Source organism: Nitrosomonas halophila (assembly GCF_900107165.1).
Taxonomy (GTDB): Bacteria; Pseudomonadota; Gammaproteobacteria; order Burkholderiales; family Nitrosomonadaceae; genus Nitrosomonas; species Nitrosomonas halophila.
Genome location: NZ_FNOY01000061.1, coordinates 1 through 18,654, shown reverse-complemented (window position 1 = coordinate 18,654; position 18,654 = coordinate 1). Strand labels below are relative to the sequence as shown.

Annotated in this window: 15 protein-coding genes; 8 read left to right on the top strand and 7 right to left on the bottom strand. The window is 55.0% G+C overall.

The window, feature by feature from the left end; all coding sequences use genetic code 11:
• Positions 1–50 precede the first annotated feature (50 nt).
• Positions 51–689: a SulP family inorganic anion transporter gene (locus tag BLV85_RS11755; protein ID WP_090415381.1), complete on the bottom strand. Its 639-nt coding sequence runs from the start codon at positions 687–689 to the stop codon at positions 51–53.
• Between the two features lie 364 nt (positions 690–1,053).
• On the opposite strand from BLV85_RS11755, the gene BLV85_RS11750 reads away from it, so the two are divergent.
• The 3 genes from BLV85_RS11750 to BLV85_RS11740 all read left to right on the top strand — a co-directional run bounded on the left by BLV85_RS11750 (position 1,054) and on the right by BLV85_RS11740 (position 3,889).
• Positions 1,054–2,226: a M20 metallopeptidase family protein gene (locus tag BLV85_RS11750; protein WP_090415379.1), complete on the top strand. Its 1,173-nt coding sequence runs from the start codon at positions 1,054–1,056 to the stop codon at positions 2,224–2,226.
• Positions 2,223–3,359 (top strand): carboxylate-amine ligase, encoded by a 1,137-nt coding sequence (locus BLV85_RS11745; protein ID WP_090415378.1) that lies wholly within the window; start codon positions 2,223–2,225, stop codon positions 3,357–3,359. The genes BLV85_RS11750 and BLV85_RS11745 overlap by 4 nt, the downstream gene beginning before the upstream one ends.
• Before the next feature lie 155 nt (positions 3,360–3,514).
• Positions 3,515–3,889 carry a YidH family protein gene (locus BLV85_RS11740; protein ID WP_090415376.1) on the top strand — a complete coding sequence of 125 codons (375 nt, stop codon included), beginning with the start codon at positions 3,515–3,517 and terminating at the stop codon, positions 3,887–3,889.
• Between the two features lie 105 nt (positions 3,890–3,994).
• Here the strand turns inward: BLV85_RS11740 and BLV85_RS11735 are convergent, their stop codons facing one another.
• Positions 3,995–4,555: a YqaA family protein gene (locus tag BLV85_RS11735; RefSeq protein WP_090415375.1), complete on the bottom strand. Its 561-nt coding sequence runs from the start codon at positions 4,553–4,555 to the stop codon at positions 3,995–3,997.
• A 457-nt stretch (positions 4,556–5,012) separates the two neighbouring features.
• On the opposite strand from BLV85_RS11735, the gene BLV85_RS11730 reads away from it, so the two are divergent.
• Complete coding sequence (locus tag BLV85_RS11730) at positions 5,013–6,473, top strand: ATP-binding protein (protein WP_245725205.1); 1,461 nt, start codon at positions 5,013–5,015, stop codon at positions 6,471–6,473.
• Complete coding sequence (locus tag BLV85_RS11725; RefSeq protein WP_090415373.1) at positions 6,470–7,150, top strand: response regulator; 681 nt, start codon at positions 6,470–6,472, stop codon at positions 7,148–7,150. The genes BLV85_RS11730 and BLV85_RS11725 overlap by 4 nt, the downstream gene beginning before the upstream one ends.
• Before the next feature lie 18 nt (positions 7,151–7,168).
• Here the strand turns inward: BLV85_RS11725 and BLV85_RS11720 are convergent, their stop codons facing one another.
• From BLV85_RS11720 to BLV85_RS11705, 4 genes are read right to left on the bottom strand one after another with little or no spacing between them, the layout of a single operon-like run.
• Positions 7,169–10,324, bottom strand: a complete 3,156-nt coding sequence (locus tag BLV85_RS11720) for an efflux RND transporter permease subunit (RefSeq protein ID WP_090415371.1) — start codon at positions 10,322–10,324, stop codon at positions 7,169–7,171.
• Positions 10,321–11,538, bottom strand: a complete 1,218-nt coding sequence (locus tag BLV85_RS11715; protein ID WP_090415370.1) for an efflux RND transporter periplasmic adaptor subunit — start codon at positions 11,536–11,538, stop codon at positions 10,321–10,323. Before BLV85_RS11715 ends, BLV85_RS11720 begins: the two co-directional genes overlap by 4 nt.
• Entirely contained in the window at positions 11,531–12,928 is a 1,398-nt protein-coding gene (locus BLV85_RS11710) for an efflux transporter outer membrane subunit (protein ID WP_090415368.1), read from the bottom strand. Before BLV85_RS11710 ends, BLV85_RS11715 begins: the two co-directional genes overlap by 8 nt.
• Positions 12,916–13,551 (bottom strand): CerR family C-terminal domain-containing protein, encoded by a 636-nt coding sequence (locus BLV85_RS11705; RefSeq protein ID WP_218132828.1) that lies wholly within the window; start codon positions 13,549–13,551, stop codon positions 12,916–12,918. The genes BLV85_RS11710 and BLV85_RS11705 overlap by 13 nt, the downstream gene beginning before the upstream one ends.
• A gap of 476 nt (positions 13,552–14,027) precedes the next feature.
• Between BLV85_RS11705 and BLV85_RS11700 the strand changes: the two genes are divergently transcribed.
• A complete protein-coding gene (locus tag BLV85_RS11700) occupies positions 14,028–14,372 on the top strand; it encodes a Spy/CpxP family protein refolding chaperone (protein WP_090415365.1) in 345 nt (114 codons plus the stop codon).
• 124 nt (positions 14,373–14,496) lie between these two features.
• On the opposite strand, the gene BLV85_RS11695 is transcribed toward BLV85_RS11700, so the two are convergent.
• Positions 14,497–15,384 carry a recombination-associated protein RdgC gene (locus tag BLV85_RS11695; RefSeq protein WP_090415363.1) on the bottom strand — a complete coding sequence of 296 codons (888 nt, stop codon included), beginning with the start codon at positions 15,382–15,384 and terminating at the stop codon, positions 14,497–14,499.
• Between the two features lie 375 nt (positions 15,385–15,759).
• On the opposite strand from BLV85_RS11695, the gene BLV85_RS11690 reads away from it, so the two are divergent.
• Both BLV85_RS11690 and BLV85_RS11685 read left to right on the top strand, forming a co-directional pair.
• Positions 15,760–16,098, top strand: a complete 339-nt coding sequence (locus tag BLV85_RS11690) for a holo-ACP synthase (protein ID WP_090415360.1) — start codon at positions 15,760–15,762, stop codon at positions 16,096–16,098.
• Positions 16,095–18,539 carry an AMP-binding protein gene (locus BLV85_RS11685; RefSeq protein WP_090415357.1) on the top strand — a complete coding sequence of 815 codons (2,445 nt, stop codon included), beginning with the start codon at positions 16,095–16,097 and terminating at the stop codon, positions 18,537–18,539. The genes BLV85_RS11690 and BLV85_RS11685 overlap by 4 nt, the downstream gene beginning before the upstream one ends.
• The last annotated feature ends 115 nt before the right edge of the window (positions 18,540–18,654 follow it).

Here is an 18,654-nt window from a genome sequence, read left to right as displayed (position 1 = left end):
TCATCTTCTCAGAGATTGGGCGGGGTGCTCCACTATCACCGGCCATGGTCTTACAAAAGGCGCTTTCGGTTACCCACAAATTCTGCCGAGGAGCCCCATTTTTTTAATAACAGAATGCAAGCGATGCTTGCACTGCCTAATAGCAAGGTCGGGATATTGACAGCCTCGAGCTCTCGAATTGCAAGCGAGACAATTTCGTGGATTTGGTTGGTCTGGGGCAAGGGAATGCCAAGCAAATGCTGAAGCTGACTGAAGGCGATAATGATCGCCGCTGCCGATGTAAAGCCGGTAATGACTGGATGGGATAGAAAATTGACGAGAAACCCCATGCGCAGGATGCCCATGCTGAGCTGTATCATTCCTACCATGAATGCCAGCAGGATGGCATAAGCGATATAGGCATCCGTTCCCGGTTCGGCAATCGTGCCGACACCCGCGGCAACCATCAATGCGACCATCGCAACAGGGCCTACCGCGAGCTGCCGTGAAGTGCCAAATAACGCATAGAGGAGCAGTGGAACCAGGGATGCATACAACCCATAAATCGGTGGGAGACCGGCCAGCATCGCATAGGCCATGCCTTGCGGGATGAGCATGACGCCAACAGTTAAACCCGCTGATATATCTCCGCGTAGATTTGCCTGGTCGTAATGGAGCAGCCAAGGCAACAGAGGGATGAAGTTTTTCATTTGCTTTTCCACCTTAAGGACCAAAAGTGTGAAGAGTGATGATTGATCATAGTCGCCTGGTTTTGCAAAGCACGTAGTCATATATTTCTGTACGCTGTATTGACTTGTCTGTCAATAGATTTATCGATGATGAGAGCCATCGGTCCTTGTTATCTCCTGCCACCTTGTGTTTTGGCCTGATTATGCCGGAGGCGGATACGGCGGTCTGACAACTTGCTGATGGGCGCATGCCCTGTTTGACAATCCATGTGACTTTGCGTAGATTTATTCTCGTATACCCGCCTGAAAGATCGGATAGGCGCTAGCGATTGCCAGCCTGTATCCGTCATTCAATTGCCAATCAGCCTGAGCGAACGGAGGGGCGATGCCATCATTGGATACCATGCAATCACTCCATCAGTGGATGGTGGAACGCCGACGAATGTTTCACCGCCACCCAGAGCTCGCCTTCGAGGAAGCCGATACCGCTCGTATGGTCATGGCGGAACTCGACCAATTGGGCATTCCCCATGAATACGGCGGCGTCGGTGGCGGTGTGGTGGGGCGGCTGGCGGTGCCGGATGCCGATGCGCCGACCATAGCCTTGCGGGCGGAAATGGACGCGTTACCTGGCAGCGAAGCCACTGGCCTGCCATTCTCTTCCACCATTGAAGGCAAGATGCACGCCTGCGGCCACGATGCTCATATGGCCATGCTGCTGGGGGCTGCCGCGTTGCTGAAACGGGATCCGCCACCCTGCCATGTATTGTTGGTATTTCAACCAGCCGAGGAGAGGGGCGGCGGTGCCAGAGTGGTGCTGAAGTCGGGCGCCCTCAAGGGAGTAAAAGCCATTTTTGGCGGCCATGTGACACACCATTACCGGGTGGGCGAGATTATGGTGGCCAGTGGTGTGATTACCGCACAATCGGATCGGTTTTCGATTCGTGTCCGGGGGCGTGGCGGGCACGGGGCGAGACCTCACGAGGCAGTCGACGCCGTGATTGTTGCCGGTCTGCTTATCACCACCCTGCAGACGTTAGTATCCCGGGAAATCAATCCGATTTTTCCTTCGGTGATCACCATCGGTACCGTGCGCGCGGGCAGCGCGCCCAACGTCATTGCCGAGACCGCCGAGCTGGATGGTTCCATCCGTACCACCTTGCCGGAAGTGCGCGAGCATATCCATGCGGGTATCAAGCGCATGGCGAAGGCGCTGGAAGTGCTGCACAATGCCAGAATCGAGGTGGATATTCAGGAAGGTTACCCGCCGGTAGTGAATACCGAGCAGGAAAGCCGCATTGCCTACCGGGCTGCCGAGCGGATTGTGGGGCATGCCGGGATGATGACAATGGATTACCCCAGCATGGGATCGGAAGATTTTTCCTATTATCTGCAAGAAATTCCGGGCTGCTATGTCCGGTTTGGCGCACGTAAATCGGCACATGAATACATTCCTTTGCACAGCCCTGATTTCGATATCCATGAGGGCGTGCTTGAAGTGGGCGCCAAGTATTTTGCTGAAGTGGTGCGCGAGGCGGCACATAGCTACTCGCAATGACCGCGCTCGACTTCATTGCTTCAGAGCCTTTTACCCTGGGAGTGGAGCTGGAATTGCAACTCCTCGATCAGCATTCCCTTGACCTGGTCGATGGCATCATCCCACTGCTCGAGATCTATCCGGACAATCTCTACGTCAAGCCCGAGTTCATTCAAAATACCGTCGAGATCGCTACCAGAATCTGTAAAAGTGCAACCGAAGTCGAGGCGGATTTGCAGCGTATTGCGCTGGAACTCAGGGAGAATGCCTTGCAAATTGGCATGCGTTTGTGCGGTGCGGGTACCCATCCTTTTTGCCAGCGCCAAGCGACAATCACGCCTTTGCCCCGCTACCAGATGATGGAGCGAGAAGCTGGTTATATCAGTCACAATCAGATTACCTACGCTACCCATGTGCATGTTGGCATGGCATCCGGTGAGGATGCCATCTATGTCATGCGCCATCTCAAATCTTTTCTGCCGCTGTTGATTGCGGTTTCTGCCAACTCGCCCTACTGGCGCGGCTGTGAAAGCGATTTTGCTTCATACCGGCATCGGATCCTGTCAGCTTCCCGCAGTTATGGCATTCCTCCCTCCTTCAAGAGCTGGCAGCAGTTCGACGAGTTTTTTGCCACTGTCTCTCAGGCCGGTGTATTCAACCATATCCGTGATATCCACTGGGATATCCGGCCTTGTCCCTATTATGGGACAGTCGAAGTGAGAGTGATGGATGCCCAGACGACTATTGCCGAAGCAGCATCGCTCGCGGCTCTTGTTCATGTGCTGGCGGTTTATCTCCTGCGACAAAAAGAGGCTTCTTGGTCTGCAGCCTGCACGGTCACGGCGCTGCCCTGGTGGTTGGAGAAGGAAAACCACTATCAGGCGACCCGCCTGGGGATGGGTGCCAATTTTGTCTATTCACCCCGGGGGGAAGTTAAACCGCTGCGCACGGTTTGGCTTGAGCTGTGTCGAGACTTGATGGCGGTGGCCGTGGAACTGGGTGAAGCGAATTATCTCGAGCAGCTGAATCGCCGGGTGGCCGGCAATGGGATTGGTTATATTCGGCAGCGCGATATTTTCCAGGGAGCGGGTTCATTGTTCGATGTGGTGGCTGCGCTGGTTAGTCAATTCGACCATGGTCTGGAGACTATTTAGTCTGATTGTCCGGACTTGCGGCCATGCCAAACTTCGTGGAGGTAGTCGCGTGGAGGTAGTCGAGCTGAAACCAAGATTGTTTGATCAATGATCAGACCCAGTACGGCTGTAAAATAAGCCAGTTTTCCATGCCCAATGTGTAACGAGGAGAAATAGTGTCTGATCTCAAAGATCCAAGAGTGTTGTTTGCGGCTGAGCGCACCTTGCTGGCCTGGAACAGGACGAGTCTTTCATTAATCGCTTTTGGTTTTATCGTCGAGCGCGCCGGCCTGCTGATGGAAGCCATCGCTCCTGACAGCGTGCATGCAGCGCAGGTTGCTTTGACATTCTGGGTGGGCATATTTTTCATCGCCCTGGGCTGTTTTGCTTCAGCCTTTTCCGCCCGTCAGTACTCGATCGTACTGCGTACATTGCAACCAGTAGAGTTTCCACCGGGTTATGCAGCCAGATGGGGGCTTGCAGTCAATAGCATAATTGCCATACTGGGCTTGTTTCTCATCATTATCCTGATAATCGGACATATACGCTGAAGTTTCCCAGGTAATGAGTGAGCGGAGAAGAAAAGGCATGAATGTTGCGGCAGGTTGTACCAGGATGGTCGTCAGTTTGAGCATCATGCAGAAACATGCCGGCGCTTAAATCCAATTGCCAGCCGAGGTGATCAACCAGTAGTAAAAGAAAAAGCGGGGAATCCGGAATGATATCGCGGCGGCGAGTACGGTAATCCAGCGCAATTCCAGCATACCCGCCGTCCAGCAAGTGACTGAAAACGGGAAAGGCGTGATTGACCCGATCACAACGGCCCAGAACCCGTAGCGGCGAATGAACTCACGATGTTCTGCCTTGAAATCACCAAAAGTACGTTTGACGAATTCAAAACGCCCCAGCCAGCGGCCAATGCCCCAGCCGAGCATGCCGGCAAGGCAGGAAATCATGCCGAGTATCAGCACATAAGATTGCCATTGTTCGGCCAACGGGCTCTTGGCAATGACCAATAGCAGGATATCCGGCGGGAAGGGTGTGACCAGCGTATCCGTCACCAGCAGGATTAGGCCGAGGCCGAAGAAGCCGATTTTATTAACCACCCAGGTGGTGGCCATTGTTAACTCATCCTCGAGCCAATACCCTAGCGCCGAGGTAGCGAGAATGAATACCACAACTGCGATGACAGCTTTGATCAGGTTGTCACCGATCATGCATGATCCTCCATTTGGAATCCCGGGAAACGTTGATTTGCCCTGTCATTGTACAAGGCGATCGACAAAGCAATGATTATCGCCGCTCCCGGGATATCGATCGAAAAATATATTGATTGGAAATTGGCCGCCATATTGCTTGCAGCGCTAACCAGCCAGATGATAGCTTGATTGAGAAAAACTTGTTTTTATAGATTGTGCTGCCTTGGGTTCAGCTGCCGCGCTACCGACCGCTGTCAGCCCGGGCCGGTTCATATTTCTTGCACAATTTCCCTAGACAATTATTCGGGAGCATGTCTGTGCATTCGATTGGCGCCCAGCACTGCAGTGTGTGGTGCTTAGCGAACAGGTCTGCCAAAGGCCAGTTGTCAGCAGGCATGTGGTATGACAAGCGCATGCAAACGGCCAATTGAACTGGCTTGCAGGAATAGTTATGCCCGGCACAGCCGGGCTTTGTATGCAGAATGAGTACTACGTCATGTCCATCCGGATCAAATTATTTCTAACTTTCCTGCTGACGACTTTGCTGGTGGTGCTGGGGATGCATGTGTTTACCCGCTGGTCGCTCGAAAAAGGATTCACCGAATTTGTTGAACAAAGACAGCAGGAGCGGTTGGATAAAATTCTCGATGTGCTGGCAGAACACTACGCCCACAACCAGGGCTGGCAGAATCTGACCGGTAACAAGCACAACTGGATTGCATTGCTCTGGCATGCCGATCCACACCGTCACCATCCGCCGGTATGGGTGATCGAGCAAGCGCAACGGGAACCCGAACAATCATGGCCACCCGCCGGTATGCCGCCTGAAAATAGCAGAAAAAGGTGGACGCCGTTTGGTTTGCGTGTGATGTTGCTGGATGCCGATCGGGCGATTCTGTTCGGACGAGAAACGTTGCTGTCCCAGGCAGATTTATACCCTATCCGGCATGATCGGCAAACCGTCGGTTTTCTGGGTTTGTTACCCGGCAAGCCGGTCGTGCAGGCCAGCGATATTTATTTTATGGAACGGCAGACCAATTTATTCTTCTGGGTGGCTTTGGTCATGGTGCTTCTCTCTGCCTTGATTGCCTGGTTTCTGGCCTATCATCTCGGCCGCCCGCTGAAATGCATCACAGCGGCGACGAGAAAGCTGGCTGCAGGCGATTATGCGGCCAGGCTGCCAGTCGAATCGAGTGACGAGATGGGTCAGCTGGCACGCAATTTCAATGATATGGCTGCTGCGCTGGCGCAGGCCGAGCAAAGCCGCAGGCGCTGGGTGGCAGATATTTCGCATGAACTGCGCACGCCGCTGGCAGTGTTGCGGGGTGAACTGGAAGCGATTATGGACGGGATACGTCCATTGACCGCCGAGGCGATCAAGTCGCTGTCAGGCGATGTCATGCGTCTCAACCGCCTGACCGAAGATCTTTATCAATTGTCGTTGTCCGATCAGGGCGCCTTGAGTTACCGGAAGACCTTGCTTGATCCAGTGCCGATATTGCAGGAGGATCTTGCTGCATTCATGCATGATTTCACCAACAAGCAAATCAGTGTCAAGTGGATTAATCATCTGACCAGGCCCTTATCGATCAATGCCGATCCCGACCGCTTATCCCAGCTATTCCGCAATCTGCTGACGAATAGCCTCAATCATACCGATCCGGGTGGGCGAGTGGAAATCACGATTCAACGCCTGGCGGATAGATTGGTGATCGAGCTGGCTGACAGCAGTCCCGGCGTATCCGGGCAGGATATCCAGCATTTGTTCGATCGCTTCTATCGTGTGGATCCCTCACGCAACCGGCACCTGGGGGGTGCCGGTCTGGGACTGGCCATTTGCAGCAACATTGTCAGGGCACATGCAGGTGAACTGCAGGCGACCCCTTCCAGGCTCGGCGGCCTGTCAATATCTGTTTCCCTGCCAGTCGTGCCATGAACCGTATTCTGATCGTCGAGGACGAGCCCAAACTGGCACAACTGGAGGCGGATTACCTGCGTCACGCCGGAATGGAAACCCACTGCTTGAGCGATGGCCTGGCCGTCGTACCCTGGCTGAAGGACAACATGGTTGACCTAGTGCTGCTCGATCTGATGGTGCCAGGCCGGGATGGGCTTGATATTTGCCGTGACATCCGCCGTTTCAGCCAGGTGCCGATTATCATTGTGACCGCCCGGATTGAGGAAGTTGACCGCTTGCTTGGCCTGGAAATGGGTGCCGATGATTATATTTGCAAGCCCTTCAGCCCGAGGGAAATGGTTGCCCGCGTAAAGGCCGTCTTGCGCAGATTGCAGCCAGCTGCCATAAACGCCACCGGGCAGGCAATCAGGCTCTGCCCGCAAAGCTTCAAGGTACAGTACGAGGGGCGGGAGGTTGAACTGACAACAGTGGAATTCCAGTTGTTTCACACACTGTATCAGCAACCCGGCCGTATTTTCTCACGCGCCAAACTCATGGATTTGATTTATCAGGACCAACGGATCGTGTCCGATCGGACCATCGACAGTCACATCAAGAAACTGAGAAAGAAACTGACCGAATTGCTCCCGGACAAGGAAATCATTCATTCCGTCTATGGTGCGGGTTATCGCTATGACCCGCAGCAAATCGAATAGCCTGACTGGGATAAAGGCTCATTCCTGGACTTGTGGCAGCGCTTTATTTCTCCGCAAGTTGCGTATGTCCTCGACGACCAGGTACAAGGACGGAATCAGCACCAGGGTGATCAATGTGGCGAAAACAATCCCGAAACCGATCGAAATTGCCATCGGGATCAGCATCCTGGCTTGCCGGGAGGTCTCCAGGATCATCGGCATCAACCCGCAGAAGGTGGTCAGGGTGGTTAGCAGTATTGGCCTGAGGCGTTGAATGCTGGCGGTCTTGATGATCTGCAGCGGCGATGCGTGGCTACCAGTGCGCAGTGTATTGGCATAGTTGATCAACACCAGTGAATCGTTGACAACGATACCAGACAGCGCAACGATACCCAGCATGCTGAGAATGCTGAGATCAAATCCCATCAGCAGATGGCCGAAGATCGCGCCGATGATGCCAAAAGGAATGCTGACGATAACGATCAGAGGCAGGATGTAGCTGCGGAACGGGATCGCCAGCATGGCATAGATTGCCAGCAATGCCAGCACGAAACTGAGTTTAAGGCTGTTCATGCTGTCTGCCATTTCGGCCTGTCGTCCCTGGAAGCTGTATTGCAGGCCTGGAAATGCTTCTTTGAGGCGCGGTAATTCGGTCGCTTCCAGGTCATTCAGGATTTCACCGGCTTTGCTGCGTGGTGTGACACCCGATTTGACTTGAACGTTGCGGCGGCCATCGCGGCGGTTGATTTCGGTATAGGCCCGCCCCCGTTCAATGCGCACGGCTTCGGTGAGCGGGATTTCAACACCCGCCGGTGTCCACAGCATCAGGTTCTCAACGTTTTGCACCGACATGCGCTCCGCCTGGGGTAATCTGACCATGATTTTGATTTCATTGCGCCCCCGTTGCTGACGCAGCACCTCGGCGCCAAAAAAGGCGTTGCGAATCTGGCGTGCGACATTCTCGGCTGTCAGCCCAAGACTGCGGCCTGCCGGCAGCAGTGTGAAGTCCAGCTGCTCCTTGCCGCTGGCAAAGCCGCTCGATACATCGTTGACGATCGGATAGGCGCTCAGTGCATCCGCCAGTTGCCGGCTGGCCTGTTCCAATACGCTGATATCCCGGTGATTCAATTCGATCGTGATCGCAGCGCCCGAGCCTGGCCCTCCGGCATCCGATTCGAACAGGATCGATTCGATGCCGGGAATATCACCGGTCATTTCACGCCAGCGATCGCTGAATTGCTCGGTACTCATGATTTTCTCGCGTATTTCCGGCGGTGCCAGGTAGGCCTGGACGCGGGCCAGATGGCTGCCGAGCGTTCTTTGGTTGTCGGAAGTACCAATTTCGGCAAAAATGCCGGTCAGCAATTGATCGCCGCCGGGTGTATTGTCCGCCACCCGCCGCGCGGTTGCCGACAGATAACTGGCAATGGCCTCGGTTTTGGCAACCGGCGTTCCGAATGGCATGACCAGAGTGACCTGGGCATAATCGGATTCTATTTTGGGAAACAGTGTCATGCCCATACGCCCGCTGATCGCGTAGGAAAGCGTTGCAATCAACAAGGCGAAGGCGGCGATTACGGTCAAATAGCGATGTTTCAGCGCCAGTTCGAGAAAAGGGCCATAGCCATGATGGGTCCAATGTCTGAAGCCATGGCTGAATTTTTGCTGCTGATGGTGTATCCAGGCCCGGATCCCATGCCGTTTCATCGGCTGCAGGCGGCTCAAGTGGTTCGGCAAAACGAACAGGCTTTCCACCAGCGATAGCAGGAAGACTGTGATGACGACCAGCGGAATCATGTAAAAGATTTTGCCCATGATGCCGGGTATGAACAGCAGTGGCATGAAAGTGGCGATGTTGGTCAGAATGCTGAAGGTGATCGGCATTGCCATTTCGCGCGCACCCCTGATTGCGGCATCGAGTGCCGTCAGGCCTTCCTGCCGGTAGTGATAGATATTCTCGCCTATAATGATCGCATCATCGACCACGATCCCCAGCGCGATGATGAACGCGAACAGTGTAATCATGTTCAGGCTGACCCCAATGCCTGGCAGAATCAGGAAGGATCCGAGAAAAGCGATCGGAATGCCCATCATGACCCAGAACGCCAGCCGCAACTCCAGAAATAGCGACAGCATGATGAACACCAGAGACAAGCCCAGTGCGCTGTTGCGCAACAACAGATCGATGCGCTGCGAATATTCCACCGATCGGTCACGGCGGATTTCCGCTGTGATCCCGTCGGGAAGCTCGGGGCCGATTTGTGCGATCATGCGTTTGACGGATTCAGAGATCTGAATCGGCGTTTGCTCTCCGACACTGAAAACCTGAATCATGACCGCCGGTTTGTTATTGAACGTCGCGTAATAATCGCTCTCATCGTAACCGTCGTTGACGCGGGCAATATCGCCCAGCTTGATCTGGCTGCCGTCCGCTGTGGTGACGATCGGCAGATGCGCGAATTGCCGTCCATATTCACGCCGCTCCTTGACGCGGATCAGGATTTCACCACTGTCGGTTTTGACGCTGCCGCTCGGCAGGTCGATATTGGCTGCAGTGATGCGTTGCGCGATCTCGCCCAGCGACAGCCGGTAGCGCCGCAGTTCTTCCTGGGGAACCTCGATCGCGATTTCCATCGGCTTGATGCCGCTCAGATCGATCTGGGTAATACCCGGATCCTGCAGCAGTTGATCCCGGAACTGTTCGGCCAGTTCATGCAGCACATTTTCCTGGGCATCGCCGTACAGAACGATCGAGATTACCTCCCGCCGGCGGGCGGATACGGCCACTTGCGGTTTTTCAGCGTCGAGCGGGAAAGTTGTGATGCGGTCGATTTCCCTCTGGATTTCCTGCACCAGCCTTTGCATGTTGGTGCCTCTCAGTGCATCGACGATGACCGTGCCGACATCTTCCTGGGCCGAGGAGTTGATTTGATCGATGCCTTCAAGTCCGCCAATGGCATCCTCTATCGCCAGAATAATGCCGTTTTCGATTTCCTCTGGGCTGGCTCCGGGGTATGCGACACTGATGCTGACAGTATCGATTTCAAACTCGGGAAACACTTCCTGCCGCATGCCGAGCAGAAATAAAAAGCCCCCGATCAGAAATACCGCCATGGCCAGATTGGCGGCAACGGTATGACCGGCCATCCAGGCGATTGGGCCTGCATGTTTCGAATGTTGTGCGGTGGGTATCATGGTTGACTGGTGGTCGGGTTGAGGTGCTCGGGTTCATGCGTGCGGAGCTGCATGTTTTGAACCGGAGCGGGCAAATTGCTGCTGACGATGCGGGGCTGGGCCGGCAGCGCTGCCGCACTCAGATAGACGTAACCTTGCTCGCTCCAGAGCGGTTCGATGGTGACGATATCCAGCCTGTTTTGTTCGGTCATCAGCCACAGCTGATTGCCGTCATGCAGCAGGGTTTCAGGAACTGGCAGCACATTGTTGAGCGTCTTTCCCGCTATCGCGACCTGTACCAGCGTGCCCAGTATCAGGCGTGGCGCGGTTTTGTTGGCGGGCTTGAGTCCCAGCGGGTCTTCCACCTCGACAATCAACTTGGCCATGCGGCCTTCCGGTTCCACGCCGGGCTTGAGCCGCTTGACCTTGCCAGTCCTGAAAGCGCCTGCGCCCCAGACCTGTTCGTAACTGATGGTCACGGCAGCACCCTGTTCGCCGTTGAAGCCTGGAATATCGATCCAGTTCAATTTGTTGAGCGGTATCGAGACATCGATCCAGAAAGTATCGGTCGCAACCAGCTGCACCAGCGGTGTGCCGGTCGAAAAAGTCGATACCCAGGAACCGATGTTGGCGTTGCGCTCGCTGACGACTGCATTGAAAGGTGCGATGGTGCGCGTGCGCTGCAGGCTCAGCCGGGCCTGTTCGAGCGCTGCCTGGGCGGCATCCAGTGCCGATTTGGAAGCTTCCAGATGGGGTTTGCGCTGCACTAGCTCGCTGGCCAGTTCGTCCAATTCTTCGCCGAGCAGCTGGTATTCACGTTGCGCGATCGCCTGTTGACCCAGTTCCAGCTTCAAGTTGAATTTGGCCCGCACCAGATCATCCTGCGCTTGGCGCAGGCGCAGTTTGTAATCGGTCGGATCCAGCCTGACGATTTCCTCGCCTTTCTTCAATAAGCCGCCCTCAATGAAATTCTTGCTGACCGACATGACCATGCCATCCACTTGCGAATTGAGATTGACGCTTTGCGAAGCGATCACATTGCCCAGTGCGAAAACTGTCACTTGGTGATCGATGGCGCCCGGTGTGATCACTTCAACCAGCGGGGCAGTGACGGTCACGGGTTTGCGTTCGGCTCTGGGTTTATTGGTCAGCCAGTAATATGACAGCGAACCGGCTACGGCAATGATTGATAGCGACAGAAACAGGATGAATAGTTTTTTAAGAAAATTAATCATTATGGATGGTTCTGATTGCTGAGGGTTGTGCGAGCGGCCAACCGCCTGCCAGCGAACGGTAGAGCTGGATCCTGAAATCGACCAGTTCACGTTCGGCGCGGATCAGTGTGCGTTCCATCGCCTGCAAGCTGTTCAGGGTCGAGAGCACGCGCAGGAAGTCGAAAACGCCGTAGGCGGAACGGATGCGAATATTGTCGTTGGCCTCGCTCAGATAACGCAGTTGCTGTTTCAGACTGTCCAGGCGCTCGCGTTGCCGCGTTTCCTGGGCGAGGGCATTCTCGACTTCCGCAAGTGATTGCAGCACGCTTTGTCCGTATAGGTTGAGCGCTTCTTCGGTTACCGCTCTGGTCCGCTCGACTTCGGCAACCCGTCGTCCGCCATCGACCAGTGGCAGCACCAGATTGCCGGCAAGCGTCGCGATCCAGTTATTGAAGAAAGCCTGAAGATCGGGAGCGGTGGTGTCGAGGCTGGCGGACAGGCCAATACGCGGGAAACGATCGGCCACTGCGGCGGCAACTCTGAAATTGGCAGCCTGCAAACGGTGATAGGCCCGGCGCACATCCGGGCGGCGTTGAATCAGGTTTGCGGTCAAGCCGGTTTCGGGCAGGTCGGTGAGTTCGGGAAAATGCTCGCTGACCATGATTTCCAGCGCGCCTGGCGCTTCCCCGGTCAATACTGCCAGGCGGTTCTTCAGGACATCGATATTGGCGCGCGCGGTATAGCGGTCACCGATCACACCTTCCAGCAATTGGCGTTGCTGGAACACGTCAGCGGCGGTCGCCTGTCCGCCCCGGAACCGGACTTCAACCAGATCGGCATATTCCTCGTTGATGACTATCTGGTTATTCAGCAAGTTGAGTTGTTTCTGCTGCTCGATCAATTGATACCAGGTGTGCGCGATTTCAGCCGACAAAGCGATTGCGGCGGTATGGATATCCTGTTCGAAAGCCCTGACATCCTGCTCGGCGGCATACCTGCCGGCCCGGATCCGGCCCCAGAGATCCAGCTCGTAGCTGGCGACCAGGCCCAGTGAAAAATTGTCGAACGTCGACGAGCCGGTTGCCGCATCATCGCTCATGAAGCGGCTCACCCCGGATGTCGCGTTAATGGCAGGGATCAGCTCGGAACCCGCTCTGCGGGCGATCGCCTGAGCCTGCTTGAGCCGTTCGAAAGCGGCGCTCAGGTTGAAATTCTGCTGCAGTGCCGTGTCAATCAGACGGTTCAATGCCGGGTCGTTAAAATCCTGCCACCAGCGATCCTGTAACGTTTCCTTGCCGCTGATCGAGAACGATGTGGGCAATGTCACCGGTACGTTGAATTCCTTGGGCTTGATGCTGCATGCGCTGAGCAGGCAAAGCAATAGTACGGCCGGATATTTCAACAGGGCCATGGATTGTCTCCATGTCCGTGTTCGAGCCGGTCGCGCAATGCGTGGATGGCGGCGAGCGAAAAGCCTATGACATGTTCGGCATAGGCGGCCGAATCGTCAAGTTCCGGGCAGGTTTTCATGGCCGGATAATTATTTTGAATATGTTTGATTCTCAGTAAATGAAAACACTGGCCGATGATGCTGGCGTGGCAATAATGAATAGTTTGGTCGTTCGCTTCAGGCCCCAGGCATTCCTTGATCAGTGCGAGCATTGCCCGGCGTTGTGGATTGATTTCCTTTTCCAGAATTTCCGGGAGCAATGCGGTCGGTTGAGCCATTTCCTTATTGATGATCGCAAAAAAATGCGAATCGTCGGCGGCGATCCGGGCGATCAATGAGCGGATACGGCCTGCCAGGCGCTGTTCAGGCGGGGCATCGGCTGCGATGCCGCCATCTGGAGGATGCATTGCAAGATCCCGATGGAAAGCATGACGCCAAGCCTCGAGATAAAGGCTTTGCTTGTCGCGGAAATAGTAATTGACCGCAGCGATATTGGTTTGCGCTTGTTTGCAGATTTCCGCAATTGTCGTTTCCTGGAAGCCTTTTTCAGCAAAAATCCGGCTGGCTGCGGCGATAAGTCGCATTCTGGTTTTGGAAAGCTTCGGTGGTGAATGGGACATCATGGCCTGTTTTCAAACAAAAGATTCAAATATATATTTAAATTGTCTGCTAGACAAATGCACAGTGCCATTCGAAGCATGCTGCAGACCGAACAATGGTTGTTGACAGAGACTTGATTGAATGGATAAGACGATGCCGGTGATCGATACGTTCCGTTACCACTTCATTCAGAACTATAGCTGGATGACGGGACTCTGACTCTCAATGGTTGGCGGTCGCCGCGACAGATCCAGATCCCCGGTGGAACGGGACAACCCGGTTCGCGAGGATTTTAATCCAGTTCTATCGTGATTGCGTAGCGGCAGCGTCAACTTTCACATTTTTTTCACAATCGTTGCAAAGTGCTTACGCATTTGCTGCGTAAAGTTGTTTGCAAGCGCAGCCAGGATGCTGCGCCGATAAACACGATCGATTCACTCATTAACCAGGAGACTCAATTATGAACGCTAAAATGTTTGGTATCGTATTTGCCTTGGTCCTTCCCTTGTCGTCCGTCGCATACGCCAGCGAGAAAGGTGATCATCAGCAGTATCGCGCGAAGAAGATGGAGCGGCTAGAAAAGGAGCTGTCGCTGACCGAGGACCAGAAAACTCAAATGGAAGCACTCTTCAAGCAACAGAAACAGAAATTCAAGGCAATCCGTGAGGAAACCCAATCAGAGCTGCAAACGATATTGACACCTGAACAGTTTTCCAAACTGGAAGAAATGAAGCAGCGCCGTTACGAGAAATGGCGTGAAAAACATCAGGCACGCAAGCAGGAAAAAGTGGAATCTTCCGAGTAAACCCAGCCTGATCCCGCAGCGGCTACCCTATGGGTGGCCGTTGCATGCCTTCCTTTCATGCAGGGCGCGTTCACGCACCATGAACCAAGACATATAAATATGTATCAATCTGGTAATTGAATCGCTATTCAGCGGCTTCACCACCCATTGCATCGATCAGATCGGGCAACAATTGCTTGAGTTCCTCGGTCATCAGGAAGAAGTCGCTGGCAAACTGTTCTTCGGCCGATTCGGCCGGCTCCTCGTTGATATCCAGCAAGGTCAGCCGCTTTACCTGCAGATTCTCATCCAGTACAAAAGAGATCCTGTCTTCCCAGACCATGGCCAGCTTGGTCACTTCTTTGCCGGTGCCGACATGCTTGGCGATTTCCTGTGGATCGAGGGGATGCCGGGTATAGCTCACCGAGACTTTCTTGTCATCCCTGCTCCGGAATACGCTATCGCTGTCGACCGAAAATGCCGCAGGCGGCTCATCGCCCGATAACCACCGCGTCATGGCCGATGTCGGTGACAAGGTCGTGCGGATGCGCCGCAGTGCGAGGCTTGGCATCGATTTGAGCAAAGCTTCCGTCAATGCATCCGCTTTGGCGATATTGGCACTATCGATAACAAACCAGCCGTCAACCGGATCGATCCATGCATAACTGGCCTGGCGGACAGTGAATGCGCGCGCCAGCAATTCGTAATAGGCGGCTTCCTTGATTTCTTTTTTCTGTTTGCGGCCGGGTGCGAATCCCTGCCGCGCTTCCATTTCCTGCGCTCTGGTCTGGGCCAGCTGATTGACGACCGAAGCCGGCAGTAATCTCTTCTCTGTTCCGAGCGCAATCAGCATTTGCTGTCCACGCGCATAGACCAGCTGGTCTTTTTCAATGCCGGGCGGCACCCAGCCCTGGCTCTGCATTTCCGTGCTGAGACAAGCCTGCAACGGGCGCTTTGATAACAATTCCTCCAGTTCGGCAGGTGTGATTTGCCAGTCAGTAAAGCGATATATTTGTAAATTCTTGAACCACATGTCGTATGAATTGGAGCGTTGATTGATTAGGAGTGGATGGCTAAATGAGAAATCTGGATGCAATCATCTAACCGCTTATAGGATGCAGATACTGTTGCCAAGCGAAGTGTCTGTAGCCGGATGCGTATTCTATCGGTTCATGGCCCAACGTAAAAGAATTGACTGGTATGGCAAGGAATGATTTCTTAAATAAGTCTACTTTGGTAGACTGTCAGAAAGTCTGGCAATAGGGTTGTGCGCAAATGTTTAAGCAGCCAAGGCTGGGCAGTTATCTTTTCCAAGAGCGGCATTCCCGTTGGAAGTGCTTTGGCAAAGTATCAGGATTGCTTTCGATCAGCCAAGTGTGGCGCTCGCTGAGAACAGGAGGAGACAAGAATGATGCTGAAAACCGGCTGCGACATTGTATGCATCAGCCGCTTCCAGAAGCGTTTGTTCGAGAGTGGTTCAAGTTTTGTCGAACGCTTGTTTCTACCCGCCGAGCTTTGTGGCCGCTCCAGCCAGCAGCTGGCCGGGATTTTTGCAGCGCAGGAGGCGGTAGGCAAGGCCCTGTCGCTGATGCCCGGACACTGGCTCAATATCGGTATCGAGCATGCCGCATCCGGTGCGCCGCAGGCCGTGCTGACTGCTCCCTATCCTGGTCTGGAAACACTCAGCGTTTCCATTTCCCATGACGGCGATTACGCCATGGCTTTTGCCGCGGCCTGGGTGCAATGAAATCGCTGGCGGCTTTACTGGGGGAACGCATCGCCCAGCATGGCTCGCATCTGGCGATCCAGTATCGGCCGCGTTACCGTACCATACGCTGGCGTTACGAGGATATGGGCAGGCGGATTGCCGCGCTGGCAGCCGTGCTGGAAGAACAAGGCGTTGGGCATGGAGACCGGGTGCTGCTGTTTGCGGAGAACTCACCTGATTGGGCTGCCGCATTTCTTGCCATACTGACGCATGGCGCTGTTGTCGTGCCGGTCAATCCTAAAAGTACTGGCGGTCAGATTGAGCGCCTGGTTGCCTCGGCCAATCCAAAATGCCTGCTGATTTCCAGTCATGCCATGTGGCCGGCATCCCCCATGCCGACGATTACCATTCAGACGGCCGGCAAGGAAATCCGGGACGAGCTCCGGTGGCCAGCTGTATCCGAAAATAGTGCAATCGCAGAGATCATCTATACTTCCGGCACCACCGGCGATCCCAAGGGCGTCATGCTGAGCCATGAAAACCTGCTGTCGGATCTGGAAGCGGTATCCAAGGCCATTCCGCTGGCACCGCATCATCATGTTGTCAGCCTGGTGCCGCTGTTCCATGCCTACGGCCAGATGACCAGTCTGTTTTGTCCTTTCTACGCAGGCTGCGCCGTTACCTACCTGCCAACGCCGACTTCCCGCACCATTCTCGAGACCTTTGCGCATACGCCAGTGACTCACCTGGTGGCCGTGCCGGAAGTCTTGAAAACCATGATGGACCGCTTGGAAGAGCGGATCGGGCGACTGCCGGGTTTTATACGGCGTCCTGTCGGCCGGCAGATTTGCCGCCGTATTTTCGGTCCGCTGGAAGCCATTGCCTGCGGGGGCGCGGCGCTCGACCCGGTGGTGGAAGAAAAGTGGTGGTCGCTCGGTCTTGAGGTTTTGCAGGGGTATGGGCTGACGGAGACCAGTCCGATTCTGACAGTGAATACACCGGACAGCCACCGCATCGGCTCGGTGGGTAAACCGATCGAAGGGGCGGAGATCCGCATTTCGACCGATGGAGAAGTCCTGGCACGTGGCCCGATGGTGATGGCAGGCTATTATCATGATGCCCGGCGTACCGAGGCCGCTTTTGCCAGCGGCTGGTTCAAGACCGATGACGGCGGGCGGCTGGATGAGGATGGCTATCTGTATGTGTTTGGGCGCAGGCGGTACATGATCCTGGGGCCCAGCGGCGAGAATGTGTTTCCCGAGGATATCGAAGCCGAGCTCAACCGCAATCCGGCAGTGACTGACAGCGCTGTCATCGGCCTGGAGAAGGAAGGAAAGACCATCATTCACGCCGTGCTGCTGTGCGATCCGGCTGCTGGCGAAGCGGCGATCGCGCGCGCCAACCGGAACCTGGCGCCACACCAGCAAATCATGAGCTGGTCGGTCTGGCCCGAGCCGGATTTCCCGCGCTCTGTCACGCGCAAGGTCAAGAAGGAAGAAGTCATGCATCAGTTGGCCGAGCAGGAGGGTGCCCACAAAGTTGAGGTTTCGGCCGAGGTGACGCCTCTCAAACGTCTCTTGGGGCAGGTGACGGGTGTCCCGCCGGATACGATGGGCGAGGCGACGCTACTCGGTGCTGATCTTGGCATCGATTCCCTGTTGCGGATCGAACTGGTTTCCCGGATCGAAGACCAATGGGGCATCGCGATCGAGGAAGTCCAGATCACGCCGCAAACGACCGTCGGTCAGCTGGAGACCCTGCTCGAGACACAGCAACGAATTGCGCCGCAACTGAGCAAATATCCGCGCTGGTCGCTCAAACCCTGGGCGAGACGGTTGCGGCCCTATGCGCAATGGTTCTTTCTGCAATCCTGGATTTCGTTATGTTGTCGGCTGCGGGTCGAGGGAGCAGAACACCTGGAAGGGCTGCAAGGGCCGGTAATCTTCATGGCGAATCACCGCAGTTTCCTCGATTCCGCCGTAGTTACCTTCGCATTGCCCAAGCCGTTCCGCTGGCGGCTGGGGATTGCGGCGGCAACCGATGTTTTCTATCAGAAATATGCCTGGTCAGTGCCGATCGGAGAGCTGGCGCTCAACGCGTTTCCATTTCCAACAGGGGTCAATGAAAACATCCGGCCGGGCCTCGAATATTTTGGCCGTTTGCTCGACGATGGCTGGAATGTGCTGATTTTCCCGGAAGGGCGCCAGAACCGGGAGGATCTCGGCATCCTGCCTCTCAAAGGCGGAACTGGGGTGATTGCGATGGAAATGCAGGTGCCGGTCATACCGGTAGTGGTCGAAGACACCGAAAAAGTCATCCCGCCCGATACCGTTCTGCCGCGAGCGATTGCCGCCGTGACCGTTCGCTTTGGCAAGCCGATGCAGATAAACGCCACGGATAGCTATGCTACCACCACCGCCCGCATCGAAGCGGCGATGCAGGCGTTGCTGACGGCTGCGCCAGCTGCTTCCTCTGACTGAAGGACACCTCTAAAAATTCAGGCTCCTCGGCAGAATTTGTGGGTAACCGAAAGCGCCTTTTGTAAGACCATGGCCGGTGATAGTGGAGCACCCCGCCCAATCTCTGAGAAGATGA